This window comes from Oerskovia merdavium, from assembly GCF_014836755.1.
Lineage (GTDB): Bacteria > Actinomycetota > Actinomycetes > Actinomycetales > Cellulomonadaceae > Oerskovia > Oerskovia merdavium.
Genome location: NZ_JACSQF010000005.1, coordinates 68,233 through 87,380, shown reverse-complemented (window position 1 = coordinate 87,380; position 19,148 = coordinate 68,233). Strand labels below are relative to the sequence as shown.

The following is a 19,148-nucleotide window of genomic DNA, read 5'->3' as shown; positions in this document are numbered from 1 at the left end:
TACCGTGACGTTGTGACGACCCTTGCCATCCTGACCGCCGCCGGCTCCGGCACGCGCCTCGGTTTCGATCTCCCCAAAGCCCTGGTCCCGCTCCGTGGACTGCCCCTCGTGCTGCACGCCGCGCGCCGCCTCACCGCGTCGGGCGTGGTCGACGCGCTGGTCGTCACGGCACCGAACGGGCTCGTGTCCGCCATGTCGGACGTGCTCGAGCACGACCCGCACGTGAGCGTGCCCGTCGTGGTCGTCGCGGGTGGCGCCACGCGCCAGTCCTCCGTGGCGGCCGGGTTGTCCCGTGCACGCGCGGACGTCGACGTGGTCGTCGTGCACGACGCCGCGCGCCCGCTCGCCCCGGCAGCCATGATCCGACGCATCGTCGAGACCGTGCGCGAGGGGCACCAGGCGGTCATCCCGGGCCTCCCGGTCGTCGACACGATCAAGCTCGTCGCACCCCGGGACCCTCAGAGAGCTCTCCCGGACGGGGTGGACCGGGTCGCCTCGACCCCCGAGCGCACCCTGCTGCGCGCGGTCCAGACTCCTCAGGCGTTCGACCGCGCCCTGCTGGTGCGCGCGCACGCCGCGGGAGCGGCACGAGCACGCACCGAGGCCACCGCGGCGACCGACGACGCGAGCCTGGTCGAGGCGCTCGGCGAGGAGGTCTTCGTGGTGCCGGGACACGAGCTCGCGATGAAGGTCACGACGGCGCGCGACTTCTACTACATCGAGAAGCTCCTCACGGAGGAGGTCCGATGAACCTGCCGCGTACCGGGATCGGGGCCGACGTGCACGCGTTCGCGCCCGAGGGGCAGGACCGCGACCTGTGGCTCGCGGGGCTGCACTGGCCGGGCGAGCGCGGCCTCGCCGGGCACTCCGACGCCGACGTCGCGGCGCACGCGGCCGCCGATGCGCTCTTCTCGGCGTCCGGCCTGGGCGACCTCGGCTCGAACTTCGGGACGAGCGCGCCCGAGTGGGCCGGGGCGAGCGGGGCGTCGTTGCTCGCCGAGGCCGCGCGGCGTGTCCGCGCCGCGGGGTTCGAGATCGGGAACGTCGCGGTCCAGGTGATCGGCAACCGTCCCCGCCTCGGGCCGCGCCGTGCCGAGGGGGAGGCCGTGCTGAGCGCGGCCGCCGGCGCTCCCGTGACCGTCACGGCGACCACGACCGACGGTCTGGGGCTCACGGGGCGCGGCGAGGGTGTGGCCGCGATCGCCACGGCGCTGGTCGTCCCGACCTCGGACTGACGCGCGACGCGGCGGACGCCTGCGTCGTCGGGGACGCAGGGAGGTGCGTCCTGGGCCGTGCGGGCGGGTCCGGGGCCAGGACCCCCGGTGCCCGCACGCACGGCCCAGGACGGGTCGGGTCAGGCTGTCGGGAGCCAGATGCGCATGGTCGACGGGCCACGGTTCGCCCAGTCGTGGTACGGCGTCAGGACGACGTCGAACGGATCGTCCGCTCGGCCGGGGCCGTCGCCCGTGCCGCCCGGAGCCGCCCCCGGGCTCTCCGGGTAGGGCCACGCGGCGTCCACCGGTGCAGACCTCCAGCCGGTCGCGACCACGTGCCCGCCCTGCTCGCGCAGGGGGGAGGACGGGTCGACCACGAGAGCGGCGACGTCGTCGACGGCCTGGTCGAGCGACTCGGCGCACAGCACCTCGGGACCCCGCTCGACCGCGACGCAGCCGCGCACGGCGTCGATCCTGTCGTCGGCCGTCACGACGCGGGGCGACACGTCGAGCTCGAGGAGCACCTCGTCGCCCGCCCGGAAGGCCCGCCGGACCTCGGCCGTGCCAGGCTCGACGCTCCAGGTCTCACCACCCGAGGACAGCCTGGCCGAGGCCGACCACGCCGGGACCCGGACCCGCAGGGACAGCTCGCGGCCGGTGTCCCGCAGCACGCGGAAGGTCACGGCCCCCGAGTCGGGGAAGTCGGTGTGCACGTCGACCTCGACGGGCGTCCCGTCCGGCAGAGCCGTGCGGATCTCGGCGTCGGCGTACTGGTGCACCTGGAGGCCGTCCTCGTCGACGGTCGCGAAGTACGTGGCGAGGCTCGCGAACGTGCGTGCGACGTTGGGCGGGCAGCATGAGACCTCGAACCAGGGGGCCCGGAGCGAGGAGGAGGCGCGCGCGCTCGCGACGTCGACCGGTGGTACGACGCCCGGCACCCGCTGGTGCAGGGTGTTCGTGTAGTAGAACGACGTGCCGTCGTGGGCCGGTGACGTCGCGACGACGTTGAAGAGCGTGCGCTCGACCAGGTCGGCGTAGCGCGCCTCGCCCGTGGCGAGCAGGAGGCGCCAGCTCGTCATGATCGAGCCGATCCCGGCACAGGTCTCGGCGTACGCACGGTCGGGCGGCAGGACGAAGTCCTCGCCGAACGCCTCGTCCTGGTGGTGGGAGCCCTGGCCGCCCGTGATGTAGGTGCGCCGAGCGACGGTGTTCTCCCACTGGGTCGCGACCGCGCGCAGGAGGTCGTGGTCACCCGCGTCGGCGGCGACGTCGAGCGCACCCGCCGCGAGGTAGTTGGCGCGCACGGCGTGCCCCCGGAAGACGGTCGCCTCCCGGACGGGCTGGTCGTCCTGGAAGTAGGAGCGACCGAACTCGATGTCGCGCAGCGTGCCGTTCCCGTGCCGCTCGACGAACAGCGCCGCCTGGTCGAGGTAGCGTCGCTCACCCGTGACGCGGGACAGCTCGGCGAGCGCGACCTCGATCTCGGCGTGCCCGCAGATCCCCTGGTTGCCCTGGTGCCCGAAGGTCGCGCACACGTGGTCGGCGGCACGCCGGGCCACCTCGACCAGGAGCTGGTCGCCTCCCGTGCGGGCCCGGGCCACCGCGGCCTGGATCAGGTGGCCGTAGCAGTAGAGCTCGTGCCCCCACTCGAGGTCCGAGTAGCGCGCCCCCTGGCCGGGACGTCCGAACATCGTCGACAGGTAGCCGTCGGGCTCCTGCACGGCGGCCACACGCCGGACGATCGCGTCGAACCGGGCGTCTAGCTCGTCGTCGGGCCTCCTGCCCAGCTCCCAGGCCATGGCCTCGAGGAGCTTGTACACCTCGGAGTCGGAGAACTCGCGGCCCCGGCGGGCTGCGGGAAGGCGACCCTCGACCGCGGCGTCGAAGTTGCCCAGCCAGCCCTCCTTCTCGAGCCAGTGCTCGATGTGGGTCAGGGTCGCGACGCGGTTCGTCTCCTGACGGTCGGCCCAGAAGCCGCCCGTGATCCGGACTTCGTCGAGCCCGAGCGGGCGCAGGACCGACGAGACGGGGACGACCGGTCGGCCGCCGGTCGACCGGCTGGTGGTGGTGGTCACGGATTTCCTCCGGTGAGGTCGATGCCCACGAGGATGGGCGAGGTGATGGGTGGGGCGGGACGGCGCGGGACGACCGGAGGTCAGCCCTTGAGGGCGCCCGACATGAAGCCCTGGACGTAGTGGCGCTGCAGCAGCAGGAAGAGGACGACGCACGGCAGTGCCAGGACGACCACGCCCGCCTCGGTGGCCCCGTAGTCGACGATGCCCATGATCTGCTGACGCATGTTGGCCACGGCCAGCGGCAGCGGGAGCTTCGACGAGTCGGAGATGAGGATCAGCGGCGCGATGAAGTCGTTCCAGGCCGCGAGGAACGCGAAGAGGCCGACCGTGATGAGCCCGGGCTTGACCGCGGGCAGCAGGACCCGGCGCAGGGCTCCGAACGACGTGCACCCGTCGACCAGGGCGGCCTCCTCCATCTCGGTGGGGACGGACTCGAACGAGATCCGCATCATGAAGGTCGCGAACGGGAGCTGGAACATGGTCAGGACCAGCGCGAGGCCCAGGAGCGAGTTCTGCAGGTGCAGGGCGTTCAGGAGGACGTACAGCGGGATCAGCAGGGTCGCGTAGGGCACCATCAGGATCCCGAGCGTCAGCATGAACAGGATGTTCTTGCCGGGGAACGCGAAGCGGGCGAACGCGTACCCGCCGAGGAGCGAGGTCACGAGGGTGAACAGGACCGTCAGGCCGGAGACGACGACCGAGTTCAGGAGGTACTGCCCGATCCCGGCCTGGTAGCCCGCGAGGGTCACGTAGTTGCCGAACCCCCAGCCGTCGGTCTGGGCGCTGCCCGCCTGGGGCGAGACCGAGGCGACCCCGGCCCAGATGAGCGGGAAGAGGAAGATCAGGGCGAGGCCGCCCGTGAACACGTAGTACGGGGTCCGCAGGGCGAGCCCCCCGAGCGTCGTGGTCGGGGCCGCGCGTCCCACCATCCGCCGACGGCGCCGAGCCGCAGGGGGTGCGGCCGGGGCGGGCGACGGGACGGGAGCGGACGGGGTCTCGGTCGTGGTGGGCATGTCCGGGGTCCTCACTTCTCGTCCGTCTGGCGCATGCCGCGGAACTGCAGGGCGTTGATGACGATCAGGGCCAGGAGCACGAGGATCGACAGAGCGGCAGCACGGCCCAGGTCGTTCTGTCCCTGGAACGCCATGTTGTAGATGAGCTGGACGACCGTGATGGTGCTGTTGTCCGGGCCGCCCTTGGTCAGGATGTAGAACTGGTCGAACGCGAGCAGCGACCCCGTGACGCACATGATCGTGCAGAGCATGAGCGAGGGGCGCAGGAGCGGCAGGGTGATGCTCCGGAAGATCTGGAACGGCTTGGCACCGTCGATGCGCGCCGCCTCGTAGACCTCACCAGGGATGTTCTGCAGGCCCACGAGGAGCAGGAGCATGTAGAAGCCCGCGAAGCGCCACACGATGAGGAAGACGGTCGACCAGAGGGCGGCCGTGGGGGTGCCGAGGAACGAGATCGGCTCGTCGACCAGGCCGAGCTTCTCGAGGAAGGGGCTGATCGGGCCGGACTGCGGGGAGTAGAGCGCGTAGAAGAGGAGCGAGGCCGAGGCCAGCCCGAGCGCGCTCGGGACGAGGAACGCCGTGCGCAGGAACCCCTTCCACCGGGTGCTCTCCTGGACCAGCAGCGCCATCCCGAGCCCGAGGCCAAGGAGGAGGACCGTCGCGATCACGGTGTACTTCAGCGTGAAGACGATCGAGGGCCAGAAGTACTTGTTGGCGACGACGTCCTGGAAGTTCTCGGGGAAGTTGGGCCCGCGGTTGCCCGCCAGGAGGGGCCAGTCGGAGACCGACATCTGCACGACCAGGAGGATCGGGACGATGAAGAAGAGGCCGACGAAGACGGCGGTGGGCATCGCGTAGAGCCAGCCCTGGGCTCCCCGGCCTCGCAGGGCGCTGCGTCGACTGCGGCGCCCGGCGGGGCGCGCCGCGGGCCTCGGGGTGCTCACGGGGGCCGTGGTGTGCGTGGTCACGGGAGTCCTCTCTGACTCGGGTGGACCGTGGTGGGGGCGACGGTCCGCACCCACCACGGTGCTCGTCCTGGGTGGACGGAGCTGGCTACTGGTCGAGGACGGCCGTGATCTCGTCGTTGTCGGCGTCGATGCTCTTCGCGTCGCCGAACACCGCTCCGCGCACGAGCGTCAGCCACGGGCTGTCGGGAGCGTTGAACGCCTGCTGGAAGTTGATCGCGACGGGCGTGCTGCCCTTGGCCGCGACCTCGTTGATGGTCACGAGGCGCGGGTCGACGGCCGCGTACTTGTTGTCGGCCAGGTCCGCGCGCGACACGACGTCGTTGTTCTTGGCCAGGACCTCGACCTGCGCGTCCTCGCTCGTGAGCCACGAGAGGAAGTTCCAGGCTGCGGCCTCGTTCTTCGAGTCCTTGGAGATGCCGATCCCGTCACCGCCCACGAACGTGGACTCCCCGCCGTCGGGTCCGGGGATCGGGGCGACGCCGACGTCGACGGTCTCGGCCGCGGTCGACAGCAGGGTCGCGGGGTACGGCATCACGCCGACCTTGCCCTCCTGGAAGGGACCGGTCCACGTCGCGCCGGTCTCGTCCTTGGTGCCGTTGCCGATCGCGCCGGAGTCGACCATGTCCTTGTAGACCGCGTAGACGTCCTTGGCGGTGTCGCTCGCGAGCAGCGACTCGGTGCCGTCCGCGCTCAGGACCTGGTCGCCGCCGGCCCAGACCGACGGGAACCACGTGAAGAGCGTGCACCCGCCGCAGTTGCCGCCGAAGTACGTGCCGGACACGCCGTCCTTGCCCAGCGCGCTGATGGCCTTGGCGTGCTCGCCGTACTCCTTGAGCGTCGTCGGTGGCTTCTCGGGGTCGAGCCCGGCCTCGCGGTAGAGGTCCTTGTTGTAGAACATGACCGAGAGGTCGAGGACGAACGGCAGGACGTACTCCTGGTCCTCGTACGTCCCGGCGTCGATGTGGCCCTGCGCGAGCTCGTCGGCGTAAGGGAGCCCGTCGATCCGGTCGGTGATGTCGGTGAACAGGCCCTGGGAGGTCCAGTTCGGGACGTAGACGATGTCCGCGGCGAAGAGGTCGGGGAGGCTGCTGCTGCCTGCCGCCGCGCCCACCTTGGCGACGTAGTCGTCGTTGGGCGTGATGGTCAGGGAGACCTGGTTCTCGTGGCTCGCGTTGTACGCGTCGACCAGGAGGGTGGCCTGCTTCTCCATCGGGGCGCGGGTCCACAGCGTGAGCTGGGTACCGTCGTCGACCCCCTCGGGCGAGTCGCGGCCGTGTCGCCGCCCGCCCCGCTGTCGCTGTCCTCGGCGGGCGAGCACGCCGCCAGGCTCGTGACCAGCATGCCGGCCGTGAGGAGGGCCGCCAGCGGGCGGACTGCGCGGATCGACTTCCGTGTGGTGCTCATTCGAGCCTCCAAGCTCTCTTCGTTGAGGGTGGTGCGGGGTGTTCGGGTGCTGCTCTGCACGTCCAGGGGTCCTGCACACGGCGACGAAACCGTTTCGGAAGCGCGTCACGATCATCTGGCGATCGAGATGCACCGGCCTCTACGGCGAGATCCTTTCGCTGAATGAGGCCGCTAGGAGCAGGTTAGCGCTCACATCGCCTCTTGCGAAAGATGCCGAAAAGGTTTTCTGAGACTATTGCGGAGTCGGGGAGCCGTCAACCCGCTCAGGGGGTTACAGTTTCGTCACGACCTCCGGATCCATCAGGGACCGGGACATCTCGAGGGAGCAGGACGATGGTGCGCGAGGACGAAGGGGGATCCCCGCCGGTCGACAGGGCCAAGCGTTCTGTCACGCTGACCGACGTCGCACGGCTCGCAGGGGTCTCGGTGGCGACGGCCTCCAAGGCGCTCAACGGGCGCGACCAGGTCAAGGCCGAGACCAGGACGCGGGTCATGGAGGCCGCCGAGCGGCTCTCGTTCCAGCCCAACGCGCTCGCCCGCGGCCTCCTCGCGGGCAGGACGGGGACGGTCGGCCTGCTGACGAGCGACCTCGAAGGGCGCTTCGTCATCCCCATCCTCATGGGAGCCGAGGACGCGTTCGGCGCCGGTCGCGTCTCGGTCTTCCTGTGCGACGCGCGAGGCGACTCGATCCGCGAGCAGTACCACCTCCAGGCCCTGCTCTCGCGTCGTGTCGACGGGCTGATCGTCGTCGGGCGCCAGACCGACCCGCGTCAGTCCCTGGGGCAGCGGCTCCCCGTGCCGGTGGTCTACGCCTACGCGCCGTCCCAGGACGACGCGGACCTCTCGATCGTCCCCGACAACGTCGCGGGCGGCCGGGTCGCCGTCGAGCACCTGATCGCGTGCGGGCGTCGCCGCATCGCCCACGTCTCGGGCGACCCCACGTACGCCGCAGCCCAGGACCGGGCGGCCGGCACGGCAGCGGCGCTCTCGGCCGCGGGCCTCGAGCTCGCGGGTGACGGCGTGCTGTTCGGGGAGTGGTCGGAGCGATGGGGGCGGAGCGCCACGGCCATGCTCCTGGCCAAGGACCCGTCGATCGACGCGATCTTCGCGGCGAGCGACCAGATCGCCCGAGGCGTGCTCGACACCCTCCGTGAGCTCGGCCGCGACGTGCCGGGCGACGTCTCGGTCATCGGCTTCGACAACTGGGAGCAGTTCGCGCTCGGTGCGAGGCCCGAGCTCACGAGCGTCGACAACAACCTCGAGGTCCTGGGACGCTACGCCGCACAACGACTGTTCGCCGCGATCGACGGGCAGCGGGCGTCGGGCGTCGAGAAGCTCCCGTGCCGCCTCGTGCCGCGCGGATCGACCTCGCCCGTCGGCGCGCTCGGGGCCTAGGCGCGGCAGCCCGTCACCCGGCGGGCGTCACGACCAGGCTGTCGGTCACGGCGCGGGCCTGTGCTGCGCCGTCGGTGTCCTGCGTCGCGTACGACTCCGTGACGAACACGAACGCGGTCCCCGTCCCGGTCGCGACCTCGACGATCGTCTCGACCTGGGAGACCTCGACGCCGTCGACCGAGCGCGTGCCGCCGAACCGGTGGGCGGGGAACCCTGCGAGCTCGATCGGCCCTGGCTGCGTCGGGTCGACGGTCCAGTCGTCCGTCTGCGCCAGGTAGTCGGCGGCTGCGGCGGTCTGCTCGGCGAGCGTCGAGGTGCCGGGGGCCTCGGTCGTGACGACCACGTTGGCCGTGAACCCCGGGTCGCCGAACGGCTTCTCCGTCCGGACGACGAGGGGCGCGTCCTGCCCGGCACGGTCCCAGCCCGCGGGGACGGTCAGCGTGACCGAGACCCCGTCGTCCGTGATCTCGGCCGCGTGCGCGGTCGCGGTGGGCGGCGCCGCTTCCTGCGTGGTGCCGCCGCACCCCGCGAACAGGGGCACGAGCAGCGCGCAGGCGGTGACGAGGAAGAGCGGGCGGTGCGAGCGGGCCACTGGTGTCCTTTCGGCCGAGACGTTCCCGACGGGAACCGATCCTCCCAGCCTGCCACGTCCAGGTCGTGGCCCGTCCTGTCCTCGCGGCTCCCACATGCGAATATGCGACATTGAAGGCATGGTGGACAGCAGCGGGCGACGTTCGTGCGCACCACCGAGGTCGGTCACGAAGGAGTTCGACGATGAGCCGCATGTCCATCGAGGAGCGCCGCGCACAGATCGTCGACGCGGCGATGTCGATCGCCATCCGTGAGGGTGTGGAGGCCGTCACGGTGCGCGGGGTCGCGGCCGAGGCCGGGATCTCGCTCGGGACGGTCCACTACTGCTTCGAGGACAAGGACGCGATGCTCCGGGCCATGGGCCACAGCGTCGCGCTCGTCGCCTCGGACCCGGTCCGCATGGCGCTGGACCCCACCCAGGACCTGTACACGATCGCGCACGCGGCCGCCGACGGGCTGTGGCAGGGACTCACCCCGCGCCGCCACATGCGGCTGCTGACGTTCGAGTTCGCGACCGCCGGGTCGCGCAACGGTGCGCTGCGCCCGGTCGCGCGGGCGCACCTCGAGCAGACGTGGGCCATGACGCAGGGAATCCTGGACCAGCTCTCGGAGATCGCGGGCATCACCTACTCGATGGACACGCCGTTCCTGGCGCGCATCGTCGCGGGGTACATCGACGGGATCGAGATCGCGTGGCTCGTCCAGCAGGACGACGAGGCGACGATCCGCAGCTTCCACGCGCTCGCGGACTACGTCCTGTCGCTCGTGGTGCACCCTGACGGGGCGGCGGACGCTGCGGGCCCCGCCGAGGCGTCCTAGCGGGCCCAGCAGCCTCGGCGGCCGCCGTCCGGTCCGCAGGTCGCTGTCGGTCCGCAGCAGGCCCGACGGCGCCGCTCACCCCGGGTGGTCCGCTCACCCGCGCGGGGCGCCGTCAGCGCGGCCCGAACACCTGGTCCGTGTACGGGTTCGCGAACACCCCGCCCGGGTCGGCCTGGGCGCGGACCCGACGGAAGTCCTCGAAGCGCGGGTAGCGCTCGGCGAGGTCCTCGGCGCCCAGGGTGTGGAGCTTGCCCCAGTGCGGTCGTCCGCCCACGCTCGCGACGATCTTCTCGACGCCCTCGAAGTAGCGTTCGTGCGGGAGCCGGAGGTACTGGTGGACCGCGACGTAGGCGCTCTCGCGTCCGTGGGCTGTGGAGAGCCACACGTCGTCGGCCGCGGCGAACCGGACCTCGACGGGGAACGGGACGTTCTCGCCCGAGGCCCTGACCCAGGCGTCGATGTCCTCGAGCACGTCCACGAGGGCGGCGCGCGGCACCGCGTACTCCATCTCGCGGAAGCGCACGCGCCGCGGCGAGACGAACACCTCGTGCGAGGGAGCGACGTAGGTACGGGGAGCGAGGGCGCGGGCGGAGAGCGCGTTGATGCGGGGCGTCGCGCGCGGCAGCGCCGTCGCGAGCCGGTTGACGACCTCGAACGCGCCGTTGGACAGCAGCTCCTCGTCGACCCAGGCGCGCGCCCGGGTCACGGCGTCCGGCCGCTCGCCGCGGGCCGCGTGCAGGGAGGCCGCGGCCTCGTCGTCGGGCGCCAGGCGGTCGTTGCGCTTGGTGAGCGCGCGGCGCGTGTGCGGGAACCAGTAGAACTCGAAGTGGTCGTGCGCGTTCTCGAGACCCTCGGCGTCCGTGCCGCCCCCGCGGCCGCCCGAGGCCGTGCTGAGCTCCTCGAGGACCCGGTCGAGCGGCCAGGGCTCCTCCTGGGCGCGCAGGTGGAACGCCGGGACGACGTCGAGCGTCACGGCAGCGAGCACACCCGTCGAGCCGAGGCCCAGACGGCTCGCCTCGAACAGGTCCGGGTTCTGCTCGGGCGTGGCCTCGGTGACCGAGCCGTCGGCCCCGACCACGCGCACCCCGCGGACCTGGGTCGCGAGCCCGCCGAGCGAGGCCCCCGTGCCGTGCGTGCCCGTCGAGATCGCGCCCGCGATCGACTGGCGGTCGATGTCGCCGAGGTTGCGCATCGCGAGCCCCGCCGACGCCAGGACCTGGTTGAGCCGGTGCAGGCGGATGCCTGCCCCCACGGTCACGCGCGCGCCGGTCTCCGTGCGCGTCACGTCCTCGACCGTCTGCAGGTGGTCGAGGCTCAGCAGGAGACCGTCGGTGACCGCGGCTCCCGTGAACGAGTGCCCGGCGCCGACCGCACGGACGTGCAGGCCGTCGTCGGCCGCTCTGCGCACGGTCCGCGCGAGCTCGTCGGTGTCCCGCGGGGCAGCGCGGCGCAGGGGATCAGCGGTCTGGTTTCGCGCCCAGTTCGTCCATGAACCGGGAGCCTGCTGGCTCGTCACACCCGGCACTATCTCACGAGGGGTAGGTTTCCTACCATGACGTCGACGCCCGTGCAGAGCAGCACGCAGGACCCGTCCGCCCGGTCCCTCGGGGACGGTGTGACCGGTAGGTCCCGACCATCCGCTCCGTCCGCGGAGCCGCGCACCCTGGGCGAGCGGCTGTCGGCCGCGACCGAGCGCGTCCCGGGCCCGGTCGCCGTCGTCGACCTCGACGTGTTCGACGCCAACGCGCGCGAGCTCCTGGCCCGGGCCGGGGGAGTGCCCGTGCGCCTCGCGTCCAAGTCGGTTCGCGTGCGCTCGCTCGTCGAGCGCGCCGGCCGGCTCGGCTTCGCGGGGATCATGGCGTACTCGCTGGCCGAGGCGCTCTGGCTCGTCGAGCAGGGCGCGCGCGACGTGCTGGTCGCGTACCCGACGGTCGACCGCCAGGCGCTCGGGGAGCTCGCCGCGGACCCGGCCGCACGGCGGGAGATCACCCTCATGGTCGACGACGTCGCGCAGGTCGCGCTCGTGGCGACCGCGCTCGCGGGGCACCGGGGAGCGGACGCGGCGGAGCGCGCGGCCGGTGACGCGGGCGAGGTGGACACCCCGCCCGTCCTGCTGTGCCTCGACATCGACGCCTCGCTGCGGTTGGGGGTCGGACCCTTCACGGTCCACCTCGGGACCCGCCGCTCGCCCGTCCACACCCCCGCGGAGGCCGCGGCGCTCGCGCGCGCGATCGCGACCCTGCCCGGGCTGCGCGTGCGCGGCCTGATGTTCTACGAGGCGCAGGTCGCGGGGCTGCCCGACACGAGCCCCGCGGTGCGGCTCGTCAAGAAGGCCTCGGTCGCCGACCTGTCCACACGCCGGGGCGAGGTCATCGCAGCCGTGCGCGACGCCGTCGGGCACGAGCTCGAGCTCGTGAACTCCGGGGGGACCGGCTCGCTCGAGACGTCCGCCGCAGACCCCGTCGTGACCGAGGTGACGTCCGGCTCGGGCCTGTTCGTGCCCGGCCTGTTCGACGGGTACCGCTCGTTCGTGCCGCACCCCTCGGCGTACTTCGGGCTCGACGTCGTGCGCGTCCCCGCGCCCGGCTACGCGACCGCGTTCGCGGGCGGGTACGTGGCCTCGGGGCCTGCCGGTGCCGCGCGCGTGCCACGCGTCGTCGAGCCCGGGTGGCGGCTCACGTCGTCCGAGGGCGTCGGGGAGGTCCAGACCCCCCTGCACGTCGCCCGAGGGCACCGCGACGCGCGTGAGCTCGCTGTGGGCGACCGCGTCTGGTTCCGGCACGCCAAGGCGGGCGAGCTCATGGAGCGCTTCGACCGCGTGCAGCTCGTGCGCGGCGACCAGGTCGTCGAGGAGGTCCCCACCTACCGGGGCGAGGGCAAGAACTTCGGGTAGCGCCGCCGTCGGGCCCGCGTCCCACCTGCTGAGAAGGTGGCGACCTGCGGGAATACACGCGCGCGCCGCGCGATTGAGCACGGCATGACGAGCCTTCCCGACGCCGCCAAGGCGCTCCTCGACGCCCCCGAGTTCGCCACCGTCGCCACGCTCGAGGCGGACGGCAGCCCGCAGACCTCGGTCGTGTGGATCGCGCGCGACGGCGAGGACGTCGTGTTCTCGACGATCCACGGACGCCGCAAGACCGACAACCTGCGCCGCGACCCCCGCCTGAGCGTGCTCGTCTACCCGCGCGACGCCCCGTACCAGTACCTCGAGGTGCGCGGCGAGGCCGCGATCGAGGAGGACCCCTCGGCCTCGCTCATCCACGCGCTCGCCCAGAAGTACACGGGTGCCGAGCGCTACACGGGTGACGACGGCACGGACAACCGTCGCGTGGTCGTGCGCGTGACCCCGACCAAGGTCCACTGGCGCGACTGACCACTGCCCCGTACCGCTGCGCCGTTCCGCGGCTGCCGCGACGACGGCCCCCCGGGACGACGACCTCCGGGCGACGACCGTCCCGAGAGACCCGCCCGCGCGGGTGAAGACGCGCACCGGTACCCCGCCCCCGACGGGGCGGGTTCTGCCGGGAGGGGTGCACCCCGGTAACCTTGCGGGCGTGAGCCTTCGACTGTTCGACACCGCGACGCGGGACGTGCGCGACTTCATCCCCCAGAACCAGGGTGAGGTCGGCATCTACCTGTGTGGGGCGACGGTCCAGTCGGCGCCGCACATCGGGCACATGCGCTCGGCCGTCGCGTTCGACGTCCTGGTGCGCTGGCTGCGCCGCACGGGCTCGCGCGTGACCCTCATCCGCAACGTCACGGACATCGACGACAAGATCCTCGCCAAGTCCGTCGACGCGGGCGAGCCCTGGTGGGCGTGGGCCGCGATCAACGAGCGCGCCTTCACCGCGGCCTACGACGCGCTGGGCGTGACCCCGCCCACCTACGAGCCCCGCGCCACGGGGCACGTCCCGGACATGGTCGAGCTCATGCAGCGCCTCGTCGACTCGGGGCACGCCTACACGACCGGCCCCGGCGACGTGTGGTTCGACGTCCGCTCCTGGGCGGACTACGGCTCGCTCACCAACCAGCGCCTCGAGGACCTCGCCCCCGCCCCTGCGGACCCGGCCGAGGACTCCCTCAAGCGCGACCCCCGCGACTTCGCGCTCTGGAAGGCCCCCAAGCCCGGCGAACCCGCCACGGCCTCGTGGGACACCCCGTTCGGGCGCGGACGGCCCGGCTGGCACCTCGAGTGCTCGGCCATGGCCCACCGGTACCTGGGGAGCACGTTCGACATCCACGGCGGCGGCCTGGACCTACGGTTCCCGCACCACGAGAACGAGCAGGCGCAGTCCCGCGCGGCCGGCGACGGGTTCGCCCAGTACTGGCTGCACTCGGCCTGGGTCACCCAGGGCGGCGCCAAGATGAGCAAGTCGCTCGGCAACGGGCTGCTCGTCCGCGAGGTGCTCTCCACGACCAGCCCGGCCGTGCTGCGCTACGCGCTCGCCGCGGTCCAGTACCGCTCGATGCTCGAGTGGACCCAGGACACCGTGACCGAGGCCGAGGCCACGTGGGAGCGGCTCAGCGGGTTCGTCCAGCGTGCGAGCGAGCGCGTGGGCGAGGTGGACGTCGCCGACGTGCGCGAGGCCGAGCTCCCGACCGCGTTCGTGACGGCCATGGACGACGACCTCAACGTGCCGGCCGCGCTCGCCGTGGTCCACGAGCACCTGCGGGCGGGCAACTCCGCGCTCGCGGACCGCTCGCCGGCCGCCGACGCGGTCGCCCGTCACCACCTCGTCTCGCTCCGCGCGATGCTCGACGTGCTGGGGCTGGACCCCGCGGGCGAGCAGTGGGCCGACGCCGGGGACACCCGGTATCGGCACGCGCTCGACGCGGTCGTGACCGCCGAGCTCGACGCCCGCGCCCAGGCACGGGCGGCACGCGACTTCGCCACCTCCGACGCGATCCGGGACCGCCTCGCGGCCGCCGGGGTCGTCGTGGAGGACTCCAGCGACGGGGCCCGCTGGTCCCTCGCTGCACGCCAGGGCACCTGACCAGGGGCCCTGGCCCGACGGCCGGACGGCGCCCACCGGGGCGCAGGGTCCGCCACCGACAACTTCACTCACTCACATCGACCGACGGGGCAGACCCATGGCTGGAAACTCACAACGACGCGGCGCGACCCGCAGCAGCAACAAGAAGGGCGCCGTCGCCGGCACGGGCGGCAAGAACCGTCGCTCGCTCGAGGGTCGCGGCCCGACGCCCAAGGCCGAGGACCGCACCTACCACAAGGCGCACAAGGCCAAGGTCGCTGCCGAGCGCCGCCAGGCCACCTCGACGGGGCCTCGCGCGCACGACGCCAAGAGCGCAGCCCGTGGCGGGCGTCCGAGCGGTCGCACGCCCTCGCGCACGACCCGTTCGAGCAGCGCCAACGAGGTCGTCAACGGCCGGAACGCGGTGCTCGAGGCCCTGCGTGCCTACATCCCGGTCTCCGCGGTCTACATCGCGACGCGCCTCGAGGCCGACGACCGCACCAAGGAGATCCTGAACATCGCCTCCGGGCGCGGGTACAACCTCCTCGAGGTCACCAAGGCCGAGCTCGACCGCATGACCGACGGCTCGGTCCACCAGGGCGTCGCGATCCAGGTCCCGCCCTACGACTACGCCGACCCCGAGGACCTCCTCGACCGTGCGCACGAGGCGGGCGAGCCGCCGCTCATCGTCGCGCTCGACGGCGTGACCGACCCGCGCAACCTCGGCGCCGTCCTGCGGTCCGCGGGCGCGTTCGGTGCGCACGGCGTCCTGGTGCCCGAGCGCCGGGCGGCCGGCGTCACGGCCTCGGCCTGGAAGGTGTCCGCCGGTGCCGCGGCGCGCGTGCCCGTGGCCCGTGCGACCAACCTCGTGCGCACGCTCACCGAGTACAAGGCCGCAGGCTGCTTCATCGTCGGGCTCGACGGCGGCGGCCCGGTCGCCGTGGGCGAGCTCGCGTTCGGCAAGGACCCGCTCGTGCTCGTCGTCGGCTCCGAGGGCAAGGGCCTCTCACGCCTCGTGCGCGAGACGTGCGACGTCGTCGCCTCGATCCCGATCCTCTCGGACGTCGAGTCGCTCAACGCGGGCGTCGCGGCCGGCATCTCGCTCTACGAGGTCGCGCGCCTGCGCGCCGCCGAGGACTGAGCCTCCGCACCACGCCGCCCCAGGGCGCCCCGCAGACCGCCACCAGGCGGCGCGCGGGGCGCCCTGCGCGCTTCCGGGGCTCTTGGGGGCTCAGGACGCCGGGCCTGGGCCCCGAAGCGCGGCGCGGGTCCGGGCTCCGCGGGTGCGCCCCGTGGACTCCCGGGGCATGCTCGCGACATGGACCCTCGCCCCGTGCATCGGCACTACCGGGTGCTGCTCCTCGTCCTGACGTTCTCGACGGGCATCATCGACGGCATCTGCTACCTGGCGCTCGACCAGGTCTTCACGGCCAACATGACCGGCAACGTGCTCATCCTCGGGATGGGGCTGGCCGGCGGGCAGGACGTCCCCACCGCCGGCCCGCTCGTCGCGCTCCTGGCCTACGTCGCGGGGGCTGCGGTCGCCGGCTACGCGTTCCGCAACCATCCGGCCGGCTGGCACCGGACGACCACCGGGTTGTTCGCGGGCGTCGGCGTGGGGGTGCTCGCCGCCTCGGTCGTGGTGTACGTGGTGGGCGAACCCCGGGGGTGGCGCCTGCTCCTGGTCGTGGCGGTGCTCGGCGTGTCGATGGGGGTGCAGGCCGCGACGGCGCGGCACCTGTCCGTCAAGGACCTCACGACGACCGTGGTCACCTCGACCCTGACGGGGCTGGCCGCCGACTACTTCCAGGACAGCCACGGCCGCGAGGCGTGGGTCCGGCGCGTCTCGGCCGTCCTGGCGCTCGGCGCGGGGGCCGCGACCGGGGCGCTCGTGCTGCGCGCAGGGCTCGAGGTGGCCCTCGTGGTGCCGGGGGTCATCGCGCTCGGTGCAGCCCTCGTGGGCGAGCGCTACCGGCGCCAGGACGTCGGGGCAGCACGAGCAGCCCGCCCCTTGCCGTCGGGGTCCTGACCGTCGCGGCCCTGGACCCCGGAGCCCGGCGCGCCGGTCCCTACCCAGGGAACCTCACTCCTGCTGGTCGACCTCGCCCGGCGCCAGGCCCAGGATCGCCTTCTCGTCGGGCCGGTGCCGCAGCACGTTCTCCACGTACGACGCCGTGGCCTCGGGCATGGGGATGTCACGCCCGGCCTTCTCGGAGATGAACCAGCGGTGGTCGAGGATCTCGTGGAAGAGCTGCGCAGGCTGCAGCTTGCGCCGCAGGTCGCGCGGCACGGCCTGGATCGTGGGCTCGAACACGCCGCTGAGCCAGTCGTGCGCGACGAACTCCTCGTCGTCGTTCTGCCGCTCGGCCGCCGCCCGGTAGGAGTCGAGGTCGTTGAGGAGCCGGCGCGCCTGGTTCTCCTGGACGTCGAGCCCCGTGAGCCGGATGAGGCGGCGCGAGTGGTGCCCGGCGTCGACGACCTTGGGCTGGATCTGGACCGTGGTCCCGTCGATGTCGGTCGTGATGTCGAGCTCGCCGACGTCGAACCCCAGGTTGTTGAGGCGTTCGATGCGGGCCGCGACGCGCCACCGCTCGTCGGACGCGAACGACTCGGCGTTCGTCAGGGCGTCCCAGAGCTCGTTGTACCGGGCGACGAGCGCGTCGCCCACGAGGATCTCGTCGATGTCCTCGTCGAGCAGCTCACCCGCGGAGAGGTCCATGAGCTCGCCGATGATGTTGGTCCGGGCGAGGTCCACGTCGTAGCTGCGCTGGCCCGGGCTCAGCTCGCGGTGCAGGTCACCCGTCTCCGCGTCGACGAGGTAGGCCGCGAAGGTCTCGGCGTCGCGTCGGAAGAGCGTGTTGGACAGCGACACGTCGCCCCAGTAGAAGCCGATGAGGTGCAGGCGCACGAGCAGCACGGCGAGGGCGTCGATGAGCCGCGTCGCGGTGTCCGGCTGGAGGGCCTGGCTGAAGAGCGCGCGGTAGGGCAGCGAGAACTGCAGGTGCTCGGTGATGAGCACGGCCTCGAGGCGCTCGCCGTTCGCGTCCGAGCGGCCCGTGATGACCCCCACGGGCACGACGCTCGGCACGTCCATGCGGCTGAGCTGGCGCAGGAGCTCGTACTCGCGGTACGCGACGGACTCCCCGATCTCCTTGATCGCGATGACGCGCCCGGACATGCGCACGAAGCGCACGATGTGGCGGGAGATACCGCGGGGGAGGGCTGCGAGCACCTCGTCCGGCCACTGCTCGAGCGGGATGTCCCAGGGGAGGTCGAGCAGGGCTGGGTCGGGGGCTGACGCGGTGATCTGCAGGTTCTGCACCATGACAGGTCCTTTCTCCGCGGTGGCCGGTCGCGCGGGGTGGCTCGACGGACTGCGGTGCGCGCCGTGCGGCAGGTCGCCGCGGGTCCGCACCCGACGTCGGTCACGACTGCGGACGTTCCGCAGCCACGGGGAAGGATATGCGAAAGGGGCGGACCCGGCACACAGCCGAGCCCGCCCCCGTGTCGCTGTGGGTCAGCTGAGACGCAGGCCCGTCGCGGTCGAGAAGATGTGCGTGTTGCCCGGGCGGATCGCCACGTGGATGCGCTCGCCCTTGGCGGGCACGTTGCGCGGGTCGACGCGGACGATGATCTGGTTGTCACCAGCACCCGAGTGGACGTCGGCGCTGGCCAGGTCACCCTTGAGGGTGCCGTAGACGAACGCGTCGGAGCCGAGCTCCTCGACGATGTTGACCTCGACGGCGAACGCGTTCTCGTTCGCCTGCGTGGTGACCTCGAGGGACTCGGGGCGGAAGCCGACCGTGACCTTGCCCTTGTCCGCCTCGGTGATCTTGGCGACGACCTCGCGGTCGAGCGGGATGCGCGCCGCGCCGACCTCGGCAGCACCGTTGTTCACGGTGAAGGTCGCGAGGTTCATGGCCGGCGAACCGATGAAGCCGGCGACGAAGACGTTGGCCGGGGTGTCGTACATGTCGCGCGGCGTGCCGACCTGCTGCAGGAGGCCGTCCTTGAGGACCGCGATGCGGTCACCCATGGTGAGGGCCTCGGTCTGGTCGTGCGTGACGTAGACGGTCGTGACGCCGAGACGGCGCTGGAGCGACGCGATCTGCGTACGGGTCTGGACACGGAGCTTGGCGTCGAGGTTCGACAGCGGCTCGTCCATGAGGAAGACCTGCGGCTGGCGGACGATCGCGCGGCCCATGGCCACACGCTGGCGCTGACCACCCGAGAGGGCCTTGGGCTTGCGGTCCAGGTACTCGGACAGGTCGAGGATCTTCGCAGCCTCCTCGACGCGCTGGCGGATGTCCGCCTTGGGCGTGCCGGCGATCTTCAGCGCGAAGCCCATGTTGTCCGCGACGGACATGTGCGGGTACAGCGCGTAGTTCTGGAACACCATCGCGATGTCGCGGTCCTTGGGCTGCACGTCGGTGACGTCGCGGTCACCGATGAAGATGTGCCCGCCGTTGACGTCCTCGAGGCCCGCGAGCATGCGGAGCGAGGTCGACTTGCCACAACCCGAGGGGCCGACGAGGACGAGGAACTCGCCGTCCTCGATGTGCAGGTTGAGCTGGTCCACCGCGGGGCGCTCGGTCCCCGGGTAGAGCCGCGTTGCGTGGTCGAAAGTGACCGTAGCCATGATGGGTACATCCCTCCACCGGCAGGTACGTGCCGGACGATCCGTTGTGTAGTGACG

The 19,148-nt window shown here is 72.3% G+C and carries 17 protein-coding genes; 9 read left to right on the top strand and 8 right to left on the bottom strand.

Features of this window, described 5'->3' with window-relative positions; all coding sequences use genetic code 11:
* The first annotated feature begins 12 nt into the window (after positions 1-12).
* Both ispD and ispF read left to right on the top strand, forming a co-directional pair.
* On the top strand, positions 13-750 hold the full coding sequence (gene ispD / locus H9641_RS06410; RefSeq protein WP_191802053.1) for a 2-C-methyl-D-erythritol 4-phosphate cytidylyltransferase: 738 nt from the start codon (positions 13-15) through the stop codon (positions 748-750).
* Positions 747-1,235, top strand: coding sequence for a 2-C-methyl-D-erythritol 2,4-cyclodiphosphate synthase (gene ispF, locus H9641_RS06405; protein ID WP_191802051.1), 489 nt, complete (start codon positions 747-749; stop codon positions 1,233-1,235). Before ispD ends, ispF begins: the two co-directional genes overlap by 4 nt.
* Before the next feature lie 119 nt (positions 1,236-1,354).
* Here ispF and H9641_RS06400 read toward each other — a convergent pair whose 3' ends face one another.
* The 4 genes from H9641_RS06400 to H9641_RS06385 form a co-directional block, all read right to left on the bottom strand.
* Positions 1,355-3,289 carry a glycoside hydrolase family 127 protein gene (locus H9641_RS06400; RefSeq protein ID WP_191802049.1) on the bottom strand — a complete coding sequence of 645 codons (1,935 nt, stop codon included), beginning with the start codon at positions 3,287-3,289 and terminating at the stop codon, positions 1,355-1,357.
* Between the two features lie 80 nt (positions 3,290-3,369).
* Entirely contained in the window at positions 3,370-4,302 is a 933-nt protein-coding gene (locus tag H9641_RS06395; protein ID WP_404821924.1) for a carbohydrate ABC transporter permease, read from the bottom strand.
* Positions 4,303-4,313: 11 nt separating this feature from the next.
* The gene (locus H9641_RS06390; RefSeq protein ID WP_318244415.1) at positions 4,314-5,270 is read right to left on the bottom strand and encodes a carbohydrate ABC transporter permease; all 957 of its coding nucleotides are present in this window, start codon (positions 5,268-5,270) and stop codon (positions 4,314-4,316) included.
* A gap of 85 nt (positions 5,271-5,355) precedes the next feature.
* Complete coding sequence (locus H9641_RS06385; RefSeq protein WP_318244414.1) at positions 5,356-6,588, bottom strand: ABC transporter substrate-binding protein; 1,233 nt, start codon at positions 6,586-6,588, stop codon at positions 5,356-5,358.
* A gap of 419 nt (positions 6,589-7,007) precedes the next feature.
* Between H9641_RS06385 and H9641_RS06380 the strand changes: the two genes are divergently transcribed.
* Positions 7,008-8,069 (top strand): LacI family DNA-binding transcriptional regulator, encoded by a 1,062-nt coding sequence (locus tag H9641_RS06380; protein WP_191802047.1) that lies wholly within the window; start codon positions 7,008-7,010, stop codon positions 8,067-8,069.
* Between the two features lie 13 nt (positions 8,070-8,082).
* Here the strand turns inward: H9641_RS06380 and H9641_RS06375 are convergent, their stop codons facing one another.
* On the bottom strand, positions 8,083-8,661 hold the full coding sequence (locus tag H9641_RS06375) for a hypothetical protein (protein ID WP_191802045.1): 579 nt from the start codon (positions 8,659-8,661) through the stop codon (positions 8,083-8,085).
* Between the two features lie 182 nt (positions 8,662-8,843).
* Between H9641_RS06375 and H9641_RS06370 the strand changes: the two genes are divergently transcribed.
* On the top strand, positions 8,844-9,479 hold the full coding sequence (locus H9641_RS06370; RefSeq protein ID WP_191802043.1) for a TetR/AcrR family transcriptional regulator: 636 nt from the start codon (positions 8,844-8,846) through the stop codon (positions 9,477-9,479).
* 112 nt (positions 9,480-9,591) lie between these two features.
* On the opposite strand, the gene H9641_RS06365 is transcribed toward H9641_RS06370, so the two are convergent.
* Positions 9,592-10,995 carry a D-arabinono-1,4-lactone oxidase gene (locus H9641_RS06365; protein ID WP_191802041.1) on the bottom strand — a complete coding sequence of 468 codons (1,404 nt, stop codon included), beginning with the start codon at positions 10,993-10,995 and terminating at the stop codon, positions 9,592-9,594.
* A 36-nt stretch (positions 10,996-11,031) separates the two neighbouring features.
* Here H9641_RS06365 and H9641_RS06360 point away from each other — a divergent pair, with 36 nt between their 5' ends.
* The 5 genes from H9641_RS06360 (at position 11,032) to H9641_RS06340 (ending at position 16,481) form a co-directional block, all read left to right on the top strand.
* Positions 11,032-12,372 carry a type III PLP-dependent enzyme domain-containing protein gene (locus H9641_RS06360; RefSeq protein ID WP_191802039.1) on the top strand — a complete coding sequence of 447 codons (1,341 nt, stop codon included), beginning with the start codon at positions 11,032-11,034 and terminating at the stop codon, positions 12,370-12,372.
* An 84-nt stretch (positions 12,373-12,456) separates the two neighbouring features.
* A complete protein-coding gene (locus tag H9641_RS06355; protein ID WP_191802037.1) occupies positions 12,457-12,852 on the top strand; it encodes a PPOX class F420-dependent oxidoreductase in 396 nt (131 codons plus the stop codon).
* 181 nt (positions 12,853-13,033) lie between these two features.
* On the top strand, positions 13,034-14,473 hold the full coding sequence (gene cysS / locus H9641_RS06350) for a cysteine--tRNA ligase (protein WP_191802034.1): 1,440 nt from the start codon (positions 13,034-13,036) through the stop codon (positions 14,471-14,473).
* Positions 14,474-14,570: 97 nt separating this feature from the next.
* Positions 14,571-15,593 (top strand): 23S rRNA (guanosine(2251)-2'-O)-methyltransferase RlmB, encoded by a 1,023-nt coding sequence (rlmB, locus tag H9641_RS06345; protein WP_191802032.1) that lies wholly within the window; start codon positions 14,571-14,573, stop codon positions 15,591-15,593.
* A 177-nt stretch (positions 15,594-15,770) separates the two neighbouring features.
* The gene (locus H9641_RS06340; protein ID WP_191802030.1) at positions 15,771-16,481 is read left to right on the top strand and encodes a YoaK family protein; all 711 of its coding nucleotides are present in this window, start codon (positions 15,771-15,773) and stop codon (positions 16,479-16,481) included.
* 54 nt (positions 16,482-16,535) lie between these two features.
* On the opposite strand, the gene H9641_RS06335 is transcribed toward H9641_RS06340, so the two are convergent.
* Positions 16,536-17,777 (bottom strand): DUF4032 domain-containing protein, encoded by a 1,242-nt coding sequence (locus H9641_RS06335; RefSeq protein WP_056645273.1) that lies wholly within the window; start codon positions 17,775-17,777, stop codon positions 16,536-16,538.
* 192 nt (positions 17,778-17,969) lie between these two features.
* On the bottom strand, positions 17,970-19,091 hold the full coding sequence (locus H9641_RS06330) for an ABC transporter ATP-binding protein (RefSeq protein WP_056645275.1): 1,122 nt from the start codon (positions 19,089-19,091) through the stop codon (positions 17,970-17,972).
* Between the last annotated feature and the right edge of the window lie 57 nt (positions 19,092-19,148).